Source organism: Streptomyces sp. NPDC001604 (genome assembly GCF_042893475.1).
Classification (GTDB): domain Bacteria; phylum Actinomycetota; class Actinomycetes; order Streptomycetales; family Streptomycetaceae; genus Streptomyces.
The window spans coordinates 40,066-57,558 of the sequence record NZ_JBIAUY010000027.1 but is presented as its reverse complement, the minus strand read 5'-3'; the positions used below and the strand labels follow the sequence as shown (position 1 = coordinate 57,558).

The 17,493-nt window shown below is 67.4% G+C and carries 10 protein-coding genes; 6 read left to right on the top strand and 4 right to left on the bottom strand.

Features of this window, described 5'->3' with window-relative positions; genetic code table 11:
• Positions 1-420: 420 nt before the first annotated feature.
• From ACFY1E_RS44250 to ACFY1E_RS44225, 6 genes are all read left to right on the top strand, one after another.
• The gene (locus ACFY1E_RS44250) at positions 421-6,756 is read left to right on the top strand and encodes an AAA family ATPase (protein WP_389087289.1); all 6,336 of its coding nucleotides are present in this window, start codon (positions 421-423) and stop codon (positions 6,754-6,756) included.
• 1,091 nt (positions 6,757-7,847) lie between these two features.
• Positions 7,848-8,123 carry a hypothetical protein gene (locus ACFY1E_RS44245; protein WP_389087287.1) on the top strand — a complete coding sequence of 92 codons (276 nt, stop codon included), beginning with the start codon at positions 7,848-7,850 and terminating at the stop codon, positions 8,121-8,123.
• 339 nt (positions 8,124-8,462) lie between these two features.
• The gene (locus ACFY1E_RS44240; RefSeq protein WP_389087284.1) at positions 8,463-9,143 is read left to right on the top strand and encodes a 4'-phosphopantetheinyl transferase; all 681 of its coding nucleotides are present in this window, start codon (positions 8,463-8,465) and stop codon (positions 9,141-9,143) included.
• Positions 9,144-9,332: 189 nt separating this feature from the next.
• Positions 9,333-10,661, top strand: a complete 1,329-nt coding sequence (locus tag ACFY1E_RS44235) for a sensor histidine kinase (RefSeq protein ID WP_389087281.1) — start codon at positions 9,333-9,335, stop codon at positions 10,659-10,661.
• On the top strand, positions 10,646-11,311 hold the full coding sequence (locus ACFY1E_RS44230) for a LuxR C-terminal-related transcriptional regulator (protein WP_389087279.1): 666 nt from the start codon (positions 10,646-10,648) through the stop codon (positions 11,309-11,311). Before ACFY1E_RS44235 ends, ACFY1E_RS44230 begins: the two co-directional genes overlap by 16 nt.
• Positions 11,312-11,544: 233 nt before the next feature.
• On the top strand, positions 11,545-12,459 hold the full coding sequence (locus tag ACFY1E_RS44225; protein ID WP_389087276.1) for an ABC transporter ATP-binding protein: 915 nt from the start codon (positions 11,545-11,547) through the stop codon (positions 12,457-12,459).
• Between the two features lie 153 nt (positions 12,460-12,612).
• Here ACFY1E_RS44225 and ACFY1E_RS44220 read toward each other — a convergent pair whose 3' ends face one another.
• From ACFY1E_RS44220 to ACFY1E_RS44205, 4 genes are all read right to left on the bottom strand, one after another.
• Positions 12,613-13,416 (bottom strand): transcriptional regulator, encoded by an 804-nt coding sequence (locus ACFY1E_RS44220; protein WP_389087273.1) that lies wholly within the window; start codon positions 13,414-13,416, stop codon positions 12,613-12,615.
• A 1,244-nt stretch (positions 13,417-14,660) separates the two neighbouring features.
• Positions 14,661-15,068, bottom strand: coding sequence for a hypothetical protein (locus ACFY1E_RS44215; RefSeq protein ID WP_389087271.1), 408 nt, complete (start codon positions 15,066-15,068; stop codon positions 14,661-14,663).
• A 268-nt stretch (positions 15,069-15,336) separates the two neighbouring features.
• Positions 15,337-17,166, bottom strand: coding sequence for a molecular chaperone HtpG (gene htpG, locus ACFY1E_RS44210; RefSeq protein ID WP_389087268.1), 1,830 nt, complete (start codon positions 17,164-17,166; stop codon positions 15,337-15,339).
• Between the two features lie 14 nt (positions 17,167-17,180).
• The gene (locus tag ACFY1E_RS44205; protein ID WP_389087266.1) at positions 17,181-17,468 is read right to left on the bottom strand and encodes a biotin/lipoyl-binding carrier protein; all 288 of its coding nucleotides are present in this window, start codon (positions 17,466-17,468) and stop codon (positions 17,181-17,183) included.
• Positions 17,469-17,493: the final 25 nt, after the last annotated feature.

The following is a 17,493-nucleotide window of genomic DNA, read 5'->3' as shown; positions in this document are numbered from 1 at the left end:
ACCTGAAAGTCAGTTGCACATCTTCTGAGTATGGCGGCGACCACTGACACTCCGACCGACTTGAGCTACCTCCCGTTCAGGCCGCTCGATCCGGCCCGCCCTGCCGCCCTCTCCTGCTTCGCGCAGGTAGGGGAAAGCGGTGGACTCGATGCCGCGGAGCCGCTCGCCTTCCTGCTCTGCGGCGGCCCCGCGAAGCTCCTGGCTCCAAGGGCCCGGGCAAGAGCGAGGCCCGCCCGAACGGCGCGCCGTAGCGGCTTCGGTGCCCTCGCAGACTGTGCCGCCCAACAAGGCGGTGGTACGCATTATGGCGGCCGCGGTCCTCAACGGTGATCAAAGACGGTGGACTCGATCGGGAGCCTTCTTGGGAGTGTGGCCACTTCTGCCCAAACAGGGTGTTTGACGGTGGAGAATGCTGCCGACATGAGCGATCTAACTGCCGCGCACCGCGGGTACGAGTACCAGGACCTGATGGAGGCAGGCCGCGTCGTCGACCTGCTGCTCGGCGGGATCGCCAGAGTCCATGTCGACGAGAAGCTGGTGACAGACGACCGCTTCGACGACCTCACGGTGATCAACGCAGACGGATCCCGTGAACGGACGCAGTTCAAGCACTCGGACGACGAAGACCCCCTCGGCTACACCACGTTCACGACCGACGACCGCGGACTGAGGCTGGACCGCCTTGTGGCGGCTGCCATCGCCGACCGGGACGGGGCCGGTGCGGGCGCACTCGCCCACCAGCTGCGCATCGTGACGCGCAACGCACCTCCGGACGACGATGCGCTGAACGCGGTGATGGTGCCCGCCCGATCCTCCGACGCGCCGTTCCTGCCGGGGATGAACACCACACTCCTGCGGTTCGACGCCGAAGCACTCTGGCGAGGGTTCGACTTGCCCGCGCGAGGTCGACGCGTGGCGGGCAACGTCTTCGGGTTCCTGACCAGCGGTGACAAGGCCGTGTCCAAGCAAGACCTGGAATGGCTGTGCGAGCACCTGGTGGTGGAAGTCGGCGCACCGGCCATGACGACGGACCTGCTGCAGCCAGGGCCGGCCGAGCAGCTTCTCCTTCAACGGGTACGCGGAGAGCTCGGCGCGGGGATCTACCCCAACGAGGGACGCTCACCGGTGGACGTCGCCGAGGCGCTGATCCGCACGGTCCGCTCCGCCCGGCAGCGCGGAACCGAGGTGACACCCCGCGAACTACTGCGCCAGGCCCAACTGCGCAGCGACCTCGGCGCCGTCGTGCGCGCGAACCCTGTCGACCGCGCCCTGGAAGTGGCCAGGCCCGCCACGGTCGGAGTCCTGGCGGAAGCGGCCGCGACGGCGGCAGCCGACGGGGCAGTCCTGCTGGTTACCGGCCCACCGGGACAGGGCAAGTCCTGGGCGTGCCAGCAGCTGGTCGACCAACTCAGCAGTGACGGATGGCTGGTCGCCGAGCACTACTGCTATCTCGGCGACGCCGACGGCGACCAGATGACCCGGGTGGTCACCGAAGTGGTCTTCGGTAGCCTGCTGGGCCGGCTGGCCGAGTCGGACCCCGACCTCGTCCAAGAGCAGCGCCCACGTTTCGCCGCCGATGCCCAAGCGTTGACCACGGCGGTAGACACCGCTCTACTCAAGGACCCCACCCGGCGCGTGGCACTCGTCGTGGACGGACTGGACCACGTTACCCGCGTACAAGGGGGAAGGACCAAGAGAGCCGATCCGTCCCTGGCCCTCGCCGCGATCCTCGGCTCGCTGCACCTTCCACCCGGCAGTGTCCTGATCGTCCTCAGCCAGCCCGGAAACCACCTCGCCCCTCTCCAGGACACCGGGGCAGTTACCGCCGTCGTGCCGCCTCTGACCGCGCACGAGTGCCGCGCCGTCGCGGAGCAGCTCGGACTCGTCCCGGCGGCGGACAACGAGCGCGCCGAAGCCCTCCTGACCGACGAACGCGATGTGACCCACTTTCTGGACGCGCTACAGGAACGCTCGGGCGGCAACGCCCTGTACACGACATACCTCTGCCGCGAGGTAACCCTCCGACCGGAGACAATCACCAAAGCTGCGGAAGTCGTGCGAGCCCTGCCGGCCTACCAGGGATCGTTGGAGGGCTACTACGCCCACCTCTACGACACCCTCGGCGCAGAAGCCGATGTCGTCGCGGACATCATCGCTCTGCTCGGCATGTCTGTCACCCGCGAGGAGCTCGGGCAGATCATCCCTGACCGAGCGCACAGGATCGACGGCGCGCTGAAGGTGCTGGCTCCGGTGCTCTCCGGGGCGGTCGGGCCCAGCGAAATCCGCGTCTACCACGAGTCGTTCGCCCGGTACCTACGCCTCGGTTACGACAGCGACCCCGCGGCCCTGGAATCGACACTCGCACTAATCGCCACCTGGCTGACCGCGAAAGGACTGTTCGACGACCCGAGGGCCTTCCGCCGCCTCCTGCAGATCCTCGCCGAAGCGGGACGTGACACGGAGGTGCTCGACCACATCGGGCGGGACTTCGTCACCCGCGCCGTCTCCACCGCCCACCCGGCCTCGGCGATCACAGACAACCTGGCCACCGGCCTGCGCTGCGCCGCCAGGACGGCGAACTGGCCCCTCGTCGCGCGCTGCATCGAGCTGGCCAGGGCCGCACAGACGTACGAGTTCGAGCGCTTCGACTCGGACCTGGTTGAATTCGCCGACGTGCCCATCGCCTTGATGGGGGCTCAGACGCTGGCGGACCGGCTCCTGCACGACGGCCGGACCGTCATGCCCGCCCGGGCAGGTCTGCAGATGTGCGCCGTCCTCGACGCAGCAGGCGCCGTGGCACCCTGGCACGCTTACATGACGGCACACGACCACGAGGCCGAATCGGACAACACCACCTACGGGGCGGAGTCCGACCGGGCCGTCGAACTGGCATACCTGCGGGGCCGGTTGCGCCTGTCAGCGACTGATCGGGGGACAGGGGAGGAGCCGCGCGAGGACGGGCCCGACCAGCCGGTGTCGCTGGACCGCGTCGCCGAGTGGCTCGAGGAACAGGGTGACCAGGCAACGGCCGACGCAGTCATCAAGACGCTCCTCGACACCGTCGGAATCGAGGCCGTCACCGAGCTGGTGCCGCGCCTTGAAACAGGCGGCCCGGTATGCCTCGTACTCGGCGAGCAGATAGCCGTAGGCGCGGTGCCTGGAGAGACGGGCAGCGCCGCAGATTGGGCGCAGAAGGCTGCCGACCTGGGATACCTGCCAGGAACGGCGCACCGGCTACTCGCACTGGGGGTCTCCGCCGCCGATCTCGCCGCAGGCCTTGCGACAGACGAGACTTCGACTGCCCGCGACACCCTGTTTTCCCTTACCCATGACGTACAGAACGAACAGGTCCGGTGGAGCCCCGTCCCCGTGGCCAGGTGGCTCGATGCCCTGGCGATCACGGCACAGACCGACCCCATCGCTCTGGACGCGGTACCAGCTCTCCTCCAGGGGCCCGGCTGGTACCCCTGCTGGCTGCGGTTCGCGATCGCTCTCGCCCGCGCCGAAGCCGCCGAAGCACCCACCCGCTCGGGCCTGGCCATCGAAGCCCTCGGGCTCCTGACCGCAGACCTCAACCCCTTCACCGGCAAACCGCGCGCCTGCGACCTCTACTCAATCCACCCGCTCATCGAAGAGTCGGTGCGCCGGGCGACAGCCCTCGTGTCCGACCAGGACTGGCCGCAGGCGTGGAAGACCCTCATCCACATCAGCCGGGAAATCAGCGTCAGCCTGCGCGGCGAGATGGGCGGACCGCTGCCAGCCGACACGCTCCTTATGATCGCCGTCGAGCAGACCACGCCCGCACGGCAGGCCAGCGTTGACGAAGCCGTCCGCAATGAGTTCCTCGAGCAGGCCGGCGGGCGTTTCTACAGCGACCTCGCGCGCTACCGCCTAATCCACGCGCGCCTCGCCCTCACCGCCGGCGTCCTCGCCGAGGCCGAGGAACACTGGCTGGCGGCTTGCAACTTCCTGGTGGCCTACGGCTGGCGCAAGGACATCACCGTCTACGAGGTTCTGGATCCGCTGCCCACCCTGGTCACCGCGGACCCAGCCCGGGGTCGCGCGCGGGTGGCGCGCATCCAGCCACTGTGCGAACGCCTTGTCCATCACACCGACGGCAAGGAGACCAACGCCGCCCGCCCGCGGTGGTGGAACGTCCTGGCCGGCGCAGACCCTGCGGCTCTCGCCAACCTCGCAGCCACGGGCCTGCTCAGCGACTGCAACGGCCCGAACACCATCCTCCACGGCGCCCGAGAAGACCTCTGGCACGCGTGGAACGACACCGTCGACCCGGTCGTGGCAACCGCCCTGCGAATCACCCTGGATACCCCGCTCCTCCAAGGCGACGCCGCGCTTTTGGACCGGCTCGCCCGGACAGTCGATCTCTCCACGCCCGACGGCCTTGCACAACTGCTGCGCATCGCACTGAGCAGGGCCGACGAGCGGCAGGCCAACCGCGACTCCTCCAGCGACGAGACCATGCCGGCCGACACACAGCTGGTCGCGGAACTCAATGCCGTCGCCGAACGAACCGGCGCCCCGCAGCTCACACCCCTGCCCGAACCTCCGGCCATCGGCAAGTCCCCCAACCGCCGTACCGCACCCGCCCCCGCGCAGCCGGCCACGGCTCCGACCTCACCTGCCGACGCAGCGCCTGCGCCCTCCGAACCGGTCGGCCTGATCCGGGTACTGCGCGCATGGCATCTGAGCCCGTACGAGGCCAGCACACCACAGCACACTCTGGAACAGATGACAGACCTCGTCGGCGACGGCCTCCTCGACCTCGCCACCCGAGGACAGACCGACGATGCCGCACAAGTCCTGCGCGCCATCGCAGGCCCCTTCGACTTCCGCGACGGCCCACTCCTGCTGCGCCGGCTCGCGGACAAGCTTCGCCAGAACGGCCATAACGCACTCGCCGCCGAAGCCTTCGCACTGACCTGGGTACGCACCCGCGGACAAGGCGGATGGCTGAACTTCGGAGGCGAGACAGCCCTCGACGCCCTCCGTACGGCCGCGCAACTCGATCGCACCCTCACCCACCGCGTCATCACCGAAGAGGCCGAAGCAGCGGTGAGCACCGGCCGGTATGGGACCCACGGCATCACCCAGGCACTGATCTTCGCCTTCGCCCATCAAGCCCTCGGCCTGCCCCCGGCCGATTCCCTCGACCTTGCCTTCGCCCTCTGGGACGAAGCCGCAACAGTCATCGAGAGCAGAGCACCCCGAGTCCACGACAGCGACGACCCCCAGCACCCCTACCGCGCCCCCGACAACGACAACGGCACTCCCGCACCCGGCGATCTCGATCGTGCCTTCGCGACCGCGGCACTGGCCGCAGTCGCACACGCGGACCGGGAGGGCAAACGCCGAGCGATGGTTGCGACGCAATCCCTGATCACACTGCGTCCCGAAACCACGGCACCGGCCATGGCCCTCGCACTCGAGCAACTCACAGATCCAGCGACCCTGGTGTGGCTGCTGTGCCTCCTCCAGGAAAAGGGGCCAGCGGTCCAAGCCGTCGTGGACCACTGCCAGGACGCACTTGAGGCACTGGCTCAAGGACCGCTGCTCACCGTCCGCGCCCTCGCCCGCCGCCTGCTGACCGATGCGACCGATGTGCCCATGGGACCGTCGGACCCCGCCAGGCTGAACCCGCCGAACCGCCTGTGGATCTCCGCCGCCCAGCAAGGCAGCTCGAGAGACCAAGTCGTGACGGGGATGGTGGCAGAGGTGGCCCGCACGCGGCTGAACAAAGCCGAGCAACTGCAGCCCGGGTTGATCCGAGCGGTCCTCGCCAAGGTCCGCCGCGAAGTGGACACCGAGCGCATCATCGAGAGGAATAAGGCCCAACTCCGCGCCAACCGAAGCGTCGACGAGGGCGAGTTGCCGGACGCCTACCTCGCCATCGAAGAGACCATCGAAGTGGCGATCCAAACGGTGGCAGCAGGTAGCCGCGCGCACAGGCTCTCGCAGGGCCTGGGCGTGAGTGATCCAGCGGCTTGGGAGGACCAACTGGCCACCGTGCTGACAGACGATCCCCGCATTGCGCTGGCCTTCGAAGAGGTGCGCTGGCCACGCCCCGACCTTCCTGTGCCACCCGGCCCGGACGATCCGGCCAGCCAGGACACTCCGCTGACCGGAACAACCGTCGTGACCATCTCCACACAGCCGCTGACGCAAGCCGCCGCCCTCAGCGGGCAGGCCCTCTCGGGCTGGCGCATCCTCGCTTCCGTGGAGGAGCGCAAGTTCCTGTCACCGCACACCCGGAAGACCGGCCTGACCGTCGTGCGCTTCTCAGGCCCGGAAGTGACGGATTACGGAAACCAGGGCAGCGACGTTATCCCCTTCTCGGACGGAGACATCGACGAGTGGTCCCGGCCGCCGGCGCCGCACCCCGCCGCTGACGTCACGCTGGGGATCCCGCTCCTCGGCCTCGACCGCGCCATGACCGCCGCCGCAGACTCTGCCCAAGGCCTGGGACTACCCGGCTTCACACTGGCCCCCACCCCGTGGCTCCGCACCGCACTCTGCCTGAAGCCCGGAGCCCCACTGACTCTGGAGGACGACCACGGTCCGGGCCTGCGGCTCATCTGCTGGCGAACCGAATACAAGCGAAGTGCCTACCACCTGCCCTGGCCACGGACGACCGGCTGCGCCGTCGTGGTCCGCCCCGACCTGCTGGACATCCTGTCCGCGCGGGCATCCGCACCGATCGCCATCCGTGATGTCGTCATGCGGCTGGAAGCAGACTGATGAGCAGACGGAACACCGAAGGCTGGGACGACATCCCGCGAGTCCGGAACCGTAGGGCACCCCAAAGAGTCACAAGAGCCCGTAGGCGGGGCAAAGGGACTGGCGCCGAGACCTGGCTACTGATCCACCACTACCTCGACGCTTCTGGTAATCCGCACGATCGCTTACCGAATTCCTACCGGGAGCTCTCCAAAACCAACAGCTGGGTCGGCGCGACCGAGCGCGTCCCATGGACCTGAGATTCCCCGCACGACTGCATGGTTGACGGCGCCCCTGCCCGGGGGCCGACCGCCGTTCCTGTGCTACGGAACTGGCAAGCCCGTCCATCTGCGCTGCGAGGCAGGACGATGTCGACTGCTCGCACTTCAGCCACAGCACTACCCGAACCGGGTCCGCCAGACCAAGATCCGGACCATTTCCGGACCAGCTCCTGGCCAAAGGCCGCGTCTACTACCGTTTTAGCAGGTCGGCGTGGGTGTAACTGCTGTACCACCAGCAGACGAAGAACCTTCTCGTTTCATACAGTCCGAAGAAACTGGGGTTCTTCTAGAGTTCGGGGATCAGTTGCCGGGAGGCACCGTTGCGCTCCAGTGCCGAGGAGTGGGGCTAGGCCCACTGCCCGTGGGGCATAGCGGGATACCGGACGCGCGACGCCGATGACTACGTTCTTCAGTGTCAGCCGGGTGAATCCCCCGCACCCGGCTGACCACCGGTGTGACCCTGTGGCCGATGAGAGGGGCGTCGTCGGTTCGCCGCACCGGTCGGCGGGTCTCAACCCGTCGATGGCCACTGCGGTCGGAAACAGTTATCAACAGCTCACCCTCACCGTCTTCGAAAACCGGCTGGGCAGAAGGCGGCGCGCCGACGGTCACGCATGGCCTTCGGTCGGGTGCCGTCCACGGCGTGGGTGAGTCTCTCGCGTCCTGATCACCCGTCAGCGTTCGACCTCGAGACCCGGGCAAACATTGTCCCCCCTCTCTCACCTGCCGAGACTGGGAGCGCACGCCCGGGGCCGCCGTGGCCCGGACCGAAGACAGGAGATTCACTTGAAGCGGGTTTTACACCTCGGTGCCTGTACAGCCGCGATTCTCGTGGGCACCTTCGCCCCAGCCTCCGCAGCGCATGCCGCCCCGGTTACTTCGGCCGCCGCCACCGCCGATTACGTGTGCGCGACCCTGAAGCCGCACTTCAGTACCACCGGCCTGTGGCTGGAAGGCACCAACTGCACCGGTCCGACCGATCTCGCATGGGAATACCGCACCATCACCACCACCGGTGGCAGCGCGGTCTGGCGGTGCCTCAACTGGTCCTACAGGTCCGACGAGTCGGCGCCTGTCATTACGTCCGGCTGCAGTAACGTCAGCTGATTCCCCGATCCCTGCCGTAGCCACAGCCGGGCCGGTGAAGCCGAGCTCGCCCAGGGCCCCGAGGCCGGCCACCTTCAGGTGTTCGGCGCTTGCCGGAGTGGCTGGGGCCGGCTCTCTGTTCCGGTGCGGTGCCGGGTGGGGCTCGGGACGTCGTCGAACGGCACGATCTCCCCTTCCCGCCCCGCCCGGCGCTTTTACGCAAGGGCCGGGTTCAGACGTGGGGCTTTCGCAGCGGACGGCCCATCGGTCTCGTCGCGCCGGCGCCGCGTCCCGCGAGTGGCCGGCACCCGCGCCCTTCGGGCAAGCTGCGCCGCCTACTGCCGCTGGAGGTCGAAACCGTTGATCACTGACCTGCTCCCGGACTCGGTGGTGGCCTTGGAGTCATTCGGCGACGACGGGGCCGATCAGGCCCCGCTGTATCCCGAGGAGGCCGAGGTCGTCGCGCAGTCGGTGCAGAAGCGTCGGCGCGAGTTCGCCGCAGTACGCGCCTGCGCACGCAGTGCCATGGACAAGCTCGGCGTGCCCCCGCAGCCGATCCTGCCCGGCGAGCACGGCGCACCGGTATGGCCCGCCGGTCTGGCGGGCAGCATGACCCATTGCGACGGCTACTGCGCCGCCGCCCTGGTCCGCACCACCGATCTGGTCTCCCTCGGCATCGACGCCGAACCCAATGGGCCGCTGCCCAGGGGCGTCCTGGACGCTGTGTCGCTGCCTGCCGAGCGGGCACGCCTCGCACTGGTGGCCGCGCAGCGGCCCGCCGTCCACTGGGACAGGCTGCTGTTCAGCGCGAAGGAGTCCGTCTACAAGGCCTGGTTCCCCCTGACCGGCAAGTGGCTCGGCTTCGAGGAGGCGGACATCGAGATCCATGCTGAACCCGGAGGGGCGGCTTACGGTCATTTTCGCGCCGAGCTGCTCGTCCCCGGACCGCTCGTCGGCGGCCGCCGGCTCAGGTATTTCGAAGGACGGTGGACGGTTCGTCACCAATTGGTTGCCACCGCGGTGACGATCCCGCCGGTCTGACCGCGCCTCCGCGGTCAGACACTGCGCAGCAGCCCCCGCGAACCGGCACCCGAGGCCGAAGTGGGGCTAGACCCACCGCTCGTGGGGCGTAGCGGGATGCCTGGCGCGGAACGGCCGACGTACTTTCGCCGTATGCCGGGAATGGAATCTCGGCTGGCACAATGACTGCCGGGCGAAAGGATGGGGCGAATGAGGCTGCCTGCAGGAGGCGGTCCCTTGCGCTGGTGCGTCGAGGTCGCGCGGGGACTGTACCGGTCCCTGGTGCTGGCTGGATTGACCAGCCTGCTCGTGACTGTGGCCGTGGTCGTCGCTCTGGGCGGCTCCCAGGTGGCCTATTCCTGGTCCCACGGACTTGCCTCCGCCCCGCTCGCCGTCCGGGCGTTGGCAACTCTCGGGGAGACCCTGGTCGTCATCCTGTGGATGGCCCTGGCCGTCTGGGTCGTGCATCCGTTGACCAGCCGGGCGCTCGCGACGGCCGCGCGCCGACGCGCGGAGCGCTGGCTCGGCCTGCGGATCGAGGTGTCCTACCGGACCGTTCCGCCGGTCACCCGCATGGTGACGGGGTACTGGTGGGACGGCCACGAGTACCACCGGTCCGAGCGGGAAGCCCGCCGCCGAGCCAAGGTGCACGCCCGGTTCCACGACCCTCAGTTGCACTGGGACGGGCTGTGGGCCGTGATCGCCGGTGTCACCGTGCTGCCGGTCGCGATCCTGCCGTTGCTCGGGCTCGGCGGCGGCGTCTACATGACGTCGACGCCGGGGCTCCTCGGCTACGGCATCGTCCTGATCGCCGCGAGCCTGGCCGCAGCCCCGTTCGCATGGCGGGTTTTCGGACCCCTGGCGAAGCGGTTCCTCGGGCCGGTCCCGCGCACCAGGCTCGGTAGGCGGGTGGAGGAGCTGGAAGCCATCCGTGCGGATCTGACACAGACCCAGTCGGCCGAACTGGAACGCATCGAACGGGGATTGCACGACGGAGCTCAGGCCCGGCTGGTCGCCATGGGTATGTCGATGGGAGCCGCCGAACAGCTGGTCGACACCGATCCCGATGCCGCGAAGGCCATCCTCGCCGACGCCCGGGCCTCATCGGCCACGGCGCTTGCCGAACTGCGGTCGCTGGTCCGCGGCATCAACCCGCCCGTGCTCACCGAGCGCGGCCTGATCGACGCCGTGCGCGCCCTGGCACTCGACGCTCCTGTCGAGGTCACCGTGCACAGCGCCGTGCCTGCCCGGCCGGAACGCCCGGTCGAGTCGGCGGTCTACTTCGCCGTGGCGGAGCTGCTGGCGAATGTGGCCAAACATGCCCATGCCTCCCGGGTGACAGTCGAACTCACCTACGCAGATGAGACGCTCACCGCCACCGTGGCCGACGACGGGATCGGCGGGGCCACCGCCGCACCAGGCTCCGGACTGAGCGGGATCCAGCGTCGGCTGGCCGCATTCGGTGGCCTGCTGGAGATCGACAGCCCGGCCGGAGGTCCCACCCAAATGACCGTGGCGGTGCCGTGCGCGTTGTCGTAGCCGAAGATCTTTTCCTCCTCCGCGACGGCTTGGTCCGTCTCGTGCAGGCCCATGGCCATTCGGTGGTGGCGGCGGTCGACACGGGGCCCGCCACCCTCGATGCGCTGCTCACCCACCGGCCGGATGTCGCGATCGTGGACGTCCGTCTGCCGCCGACGTTCTCCGACGAAGGACTGCAGGCCGCGCTGTCCGCGCGCCGGGAGGTGCCGGGGCTGCCCGTGCTCATCCTCTCGCAGCACGTGGAGCAGCTCTACGCGCGCGAACTCCTCGCCGACGGGCACGGTGGCGTCGGCTACCAGCTCAAGGATCGCGTCCTGGACGCAGGCCAGTTCATGGACGCACTCGGTCGCGTCGCCGACGGCGGTACGGCACTCGATCCGACGGTGGTGGCGAAGCTGCTGGGGCGTCCCATGCGAGCCGATCCGCTCGCCACCCTCACCGAGCGGGAGCGCTCGGTGCTCGCCCTGATGGCCGAGGGACTCTCCAACGCGGCGATTGCCGGCCGGCTGTTCCTCAGCGAAGGCGCCATCAGCAAGTACACGACCACGATCTTCGCCAAGCTCGGCCTCGCCGCCACCGACGACGACACAAACCGCCGAGTTCGAGCCGTCCTGACCTATCTCGGTGCCGACGAACAGAGCGGTCGCTGAACGGCGGTCCCTCATCTCGTCCCGCCGACCGATGGCCCGCACACCAGAGCGGCCGATTCCAGCCAAAAATGGGCCACGACTGTGACGCTGGGTGAGTGGGGATAGACCCACAGTCCGCGGGGCGTAGTGGGATACCCCGCAGCGGGGCCACCCCCGTAGGTTCTTCAGTGTCGGCCGGTCTCACTGCCGGCCGTATGACATCCGGCGGGGGATGCCTACACGGAGGGACAGTTGTGTCCGCAGTAATCGAGGTGCAGAACCTGCGCAAGAAGTACGGCGACGTGGTGGCGGTCGATGATGTCTCCTTGACCGTCGAGCAAGGTGAGATCTTCGGGATCCTCGGGCCCCATGGCGCGGGCAAGAGCACGACCGTGGAATGCATCGAGGGGCTGCGGAAAGGCGACGGGGGCACCATCAGGGTGCTCGGCGCCGACCCCTATGCGGAGCGAGCCGAGATCACCCGTCGGCTGGACGTCCTGCTGCAGGACGGCACAACGTCCGACAGGCGGCAGGTCGCCGAGGCGTTGACGCTGTACAGCTCCTTCTACCGCGATCCCAATGATTGGCATGTACTCGTCAACTCACTCGGGCTCACCCCCGGCGCCACGACCGGCACGGGGGAACTCCCCTACGTCCAGAGGCAGCGCCTGTCGACAGCGCTGGCACTGGTCGGCAACCCTCAGGTGGCAGTGCTCGACGAGATCACCACCGGCCTCGACCCCCACGCCCGGCGGGAGACCTGGGAGACGATCGAAACCGTCCGCGCCAGCGGCGTCACCATCCTCCTCGTCACACACCTCATGGAGGAGGCAGAGCGTCTGTGCGACCGCGTAGCCCTGTTGGACAAGGGGCGTGTAGCCGCGGTCGACACCCCGGCCGGACTGATCCAGCGGATCCGGGGCAACCACCGGATCACGTTCCTGCCGTCCCTCCCACTCGACGACGACCTGCTGATCCGGCTGCCCGGCGTGACCGGTGTGACACGTGAGAACGAGCGGGTGACGGTCACCGCCACCACCGACGTGCTGCACCCGGTCCTGTCCGAACTGGCGCACCATGGCATCGTGCCGGAGGGCCTCCGGGTCGAGCGGGTGTCCCTGGAGGACGCGCTCCTCGCACTGACCGCCGCCGACCCCGAGGAGAGCTAGCCACCGCCCGCACCCCTGGGGAGCGGAGCCGCCACGATCAGGAAGCAGGACGCCTCGCCGCCCGTCCCGGCGGGCGCGGGGCATGCCGGCGGACCGGCTGTCCGGTCCTCGCCGCCTGTGCCCGCACCGCGGTCACCTTGCGCAGAACCACCGCTATTCGGGATTGACGACCTGCGCCCGCCGCTTCAGCTCCTGGGCGAACTCGTCCCAGATCAGCGAGTTGTGGCGGGAGAGCTGAATGATCAACTCGATGCAGTGGGAGGGCACCGAGGCAACGATGTCCGTCATGTCCTTCGCCCCCAGCACGTTCTCCCTGAACATCCTCAGGAGCCGGCGCCCCAACTCGCTCTGTCGCAGCGAGGGATCGCGCATGAGCTTTTCGAGCGTGGCCGTCGACTGGGGCCCGACCTCGGACAGGTTCGGGACCGGACAGTCATCCCGCGGGGGTTCCGCCTCGCCACCGACGGCGGGCTGCGGGCACGGGACTGGTTCGTCTCCGCGTTCCAGTCTTCGCCGCACGTCGAGCGCCGTCGCCGGGGATACTCCGGCCATCCTGGCCACCTGGCGCAGGGAGGCCTCCGGGTTGTCCTTGATGAGCTCCGCCGCCCGCAGCCGGCCTTTCGCACCGTTCAGCGGACGGACTCTGCCGTCCCGCCCGACCCGAAAATCCGTCTTGGGTACGGAGTCGGACGAACGGCGCAGCTCCGCGACCGCCCTGGCCCCGAGGCCGGTGGACTTCGCGATGGCACGGTCCGACATGTCGGGGTGCGACTTGAGGATGCGCAGTGCCGCCGCGGTGCGGTCGGCCTGAGTCAGTGGGAGCCCGTGCTCGACGTTCGCCTCGACGGCCCTGAGGAACGCGTCCTCGCGACTGCCGTCGAAGAACTCGACGTCGATTATCTCCTGCCCCTTGAGCGAGGCCGCCATCAAACGATGGATCCCGTCGATCACTCTCATGGTTCTTCGATCGACGAGTATGGGCGGAAGCTTGCCGTCGAGCGCCGCCAGCCGTAATACGTGAGCCTTGTCCTCACCCGCCAGGCGGGGTGAGTCCCCGGGTAATACCTGCATGATTGGAACGGAAACAATTCCGGGAACACTGTCCCGAAAACTATCCACTCCAAGCGAAATTACATTGCGCCCTACAAGGCCCATATTGCAACCCCCATGACAATAACACCGAGTTATTCGCAGTGAAGAAGCTGGAGCCGGTGCATCTAGCCCCTACCGCACACATGGAGTCCATGAGGGACGTTTGGCAGGCTGCCCATTAACACCCCCGATTAATAGCTGGTCAGGCCGATCGGATTGTTAAATCCCGTACCTCCAGGCTAACAGTCCGTACCTCGCCATGGAAGCGCAGCATCCGGATTTGCCAACTTCTTTAATACTTCCCGCTCGGCGCACCCTGGCAGACACTCGACAGCAATGCCGGACCCAGCCCCGTGCCCACTTCCCTCATTTTGCACCCAGCGGAACAAAACGGAACTGCAGCACGCAGGTATTACCCAAAATTATCGAAGAAGACACCCGCATACGAACGGCGGGGACTAGGGCGTCGACTATTGGCCGGCGACAGCAAACCGACAGGGTGTCAACACGCATCTTGGCCATCTTCCCAACCCGCGTGGCGCGGTTTTCCTCCGGGCCCCGACGGCCAGATTCCCACGGTATTCGGCCCATCCAGCGAGTTCAGCGCCGGTCCACAATGCGCCAGCATGCCGACGGCTTGCAGCACCTGGGACACAACGGCGGCGATCCAGAACTCCAAGACCTCTGCCTCGCATTCCGTCCGACACTGTGACAAGGGGCCCGACCTGGGCGTATCCCTCCTGCCGGTAGACAGGGACCCGATACGCAATATTCGCCGCACATCGGACATCACCGTAGACTTGGCCACACCGACCGAATTCCTCAGGGCCATTCGCTGTTTACCACCGTCGACATCGATGTCAGTAGGAAATTCAAGTAGTTCCGGTGGCTTGGGCTCGTCGAGCTCGGGACGCTCGAGGCCCATCGCCAACCCCAGTCATACACGCGACTCAAACCCGAAGAAGCGTTCAACCCTGACGGCGCACCAGTTGAACGCCTTTATTGAAAGCAGTACGACTCCGAGAGACGGCAAACGCGACGAGGCTCCGGCTGTTCCAGGCGACTCATATGGTCACCTCTCAGCCGGAGCCCCGATGTGTTCCCGGCGGTTACACCCCGCCCGCCCCCTCGACCGCGGCGCTCACCTTCTTCGCGCTGCGCTTCTTCGCGGCCGTCTTCTTCGCCGGCGGCTGTTCAGCTGCGACCGCCTCGTCCACCACCTCGCCGACCAGCACGGTCGGCTCGTCGGCCGGGGACTCCTTCGGCACGGCCGGGACACTCAGCCCCGGAACGGTGAGGTCGGGGACCTTCTTCACCGTCTCCAGGGCCGTTTCGATCGCCTCGGCCAGTGTGGGCGATGCCGTGTCATCGAAATCTATCTTCGTAACGGCGACATCGGCGTTGGTGGGAAGTGAATCGCTCAGGAAAGCCGCGTCGGCGAAACCGGCCTCTCGCAGGATGACCGACTCCTCATCGGTGATCTGCCGACTGAGAACCAGGGAGAATTTGTGCCCCACGTACGTCACCTCTCGTTGTCGCCGCATTTTTTGGAACAGTGACTGGACCCTTGGGACGATGCAGCAACCAGCCACGCGTCCTCCATAAAATATGTACCATCAGAAAGGCTCAGCGGTCTCCGTTCAACTGTCTGATTCCGGAAACTCGGCTCGCGACAAAAATTAAGCCCGTTGCCGACGTTCCGTAATTTCCGACTGCTTCGCACACGGCAGCGCCCCTTCCGCGTCAGCCGGTCGGCTGTCGCGGAAGGGGCGCTGAGGAGGTCGGTCACACAGTCCGGACGAGGCGGTCGGTGAAGAGCTTGGCGAAGCGCGCCGGATCGTTCAGGTCGCCGCCTTCGGCGAGCAGGGCGCACCCGTAGAGCAGCTCGGCCGTTTCGGTCAGGCCCGGATCCGCGGCACGCTGTTCGTAAGCGGAGTTCAGACCGCTGACCAACGGGTGGTCGGGGTTGAGCTCAAGGATGCGCTTGACCGGCGAAACTGCCTGGCCCATGGCCCTGTACACCTTCTCCAGGGCCGGTGTGATGCCCTCGGCATCGCTGACGAGGCACGCCGGCGAATCGGTCAGACGGGTCGTCAGACGTACCTCCTGCACCTCGTCGAGGGTCTCGTTGAGCCAGGCCAGCAGCGACGTGTACTGGCCGGACCTCTCCGGCGACGGGTCCTGCTCGGAGGGCAGGTCGACCTCTCCGCGCGCGATGGACTGAAATTCCTTGCCGTCGTGGTCACGCACGGCCTCGACCCAGATCTCGTCCACCGGGTCGGTGAGCAGCAGGACCTCGTACCCCTTGGCCCTGAACGCCTCCATGTGCGGGGAGTTCTCTACCTGCGCGCGGCTCTCGCCCGTCATGTAGTAGATCTTGTCCTGGCCGTCCTTCATCCGGGCCACGTAGTCGGCCAGGCCGACGGGTTCGTCCCCGGCGGTGGATGCGAACGACGCGATGTCGAGGATGGCCCTGTGATCCTCGGATCCGTCGAGGAGGCCCTCCTTGACCGCGGGTCCGAACTCACGCCAGAACGTGCGGTACTTCTCGGCGTCGTTCTTCATGAGGTCCTTGACGGTCGACAGGACCTTCTTCGCGAGGCGGCGGCGGATCAGCTGGATGTGCCGGTCCTGCTGGAGCATCTCGCGGGAAATGTTCAGGGAGAGGTCGGCCGCGTCCACGACTCCCTTGACGAAGCGGAGGTGGTCGGGGAGGAGTTCACGGCTGTCGTCCAGGATGAACACGCGCTTGACATACAGCTGGATGCCGTGGCGGGCGTCCCGCTGGTAGAGGTCGTGCGGGGCACGTGAGGGGAGGAACAGCAGCGCCTCGTACTCGAAGGTGCCCTCTGCCCGCATCTGGATGATCTCGAGCGGGTCCGTCCAGTCATGGCTGATGCGCCGGTAGAACTCCTGGTACTCCTCGTCCTTGACCTCGGAACGCTGCCGGGCCCACAGGGCCTTCATCGAGTTGAGGGTCTCGTCGCCCAGGGTGATGGGGAACGAGATGAAGTCCGAGTAGCGCTTGACGAGTTCCCGGATCCTGCGTTCGTCGGCATAGTCGTGAAGCCCGTCCTCCTCGTCCGCGGGACGCAGGTGAAGGGTGACCGAAGTGCCTTCCGGCACATCCTCGACGGTCTCGATCGTGTAAGTCCCGCCGCCGTCCGACTCCCAGCGCACACCCGTCTCCTCGCCGGCCTTGCGCGTGCTCAGCACAACGTTGTCCGCGACCATGAAGACGGAGTAGAAGCCGACGCCGAACTGACCGATCAGCTCCGCCGACTCCTTGCTCTCCCGGAGCCGGCGCAGGGTCTCGGCGGTGCCGGACCGGGCGATGGTGCCGATCAGCCCCACTACGTCGTCGCGCGACATGCCGATGCCGTTGTCCTGCACGGTCAGCGTGCGGGCGTCGTTGTCCACCTCGACGTCGATGCGCAGGTTCTCGGCCCCGAGGCGGTCGTCCGTGAGGCCTGCGAGGCGGCGCTTGTCCAGGGCGTCGGACGCGTTGGAGATCAGTTCACGCAGGAAGATGTCCTTGTTCGAGTAGATCGAATGGACCATCAGCTGCAGGAGTTGCCGCGCCTCCGCCTGGAACTCCAGCGTCTCGGTGCTCATGTCGTCCCTTCTCGTCAACACCGCCGTTTCGAGACAGCGGTCGCCAACGGCCTTTCGTCTGCACAGAGGCCGTCGAAGCCGATCACCGCGAGGAGGTCACCTTCCTGAACCGTGTCACCGGGTGCGACCGGAACCCGCAGTATCCGGCCCTGGTGTTCGGCGAGAACGGGGATCTCCATCTTCATCGATTCGAGGATGAACAGCGATTCACCCTCGACAACGTCGTCGCCGGCCGCCGTGAGCACCTGGCTCACGACGGCCACGATCTCAGCCCGTACTTCTTCCACTGCCGCCTCCGTCATGGTCCGCTTCGCGTCGGTGACGCCT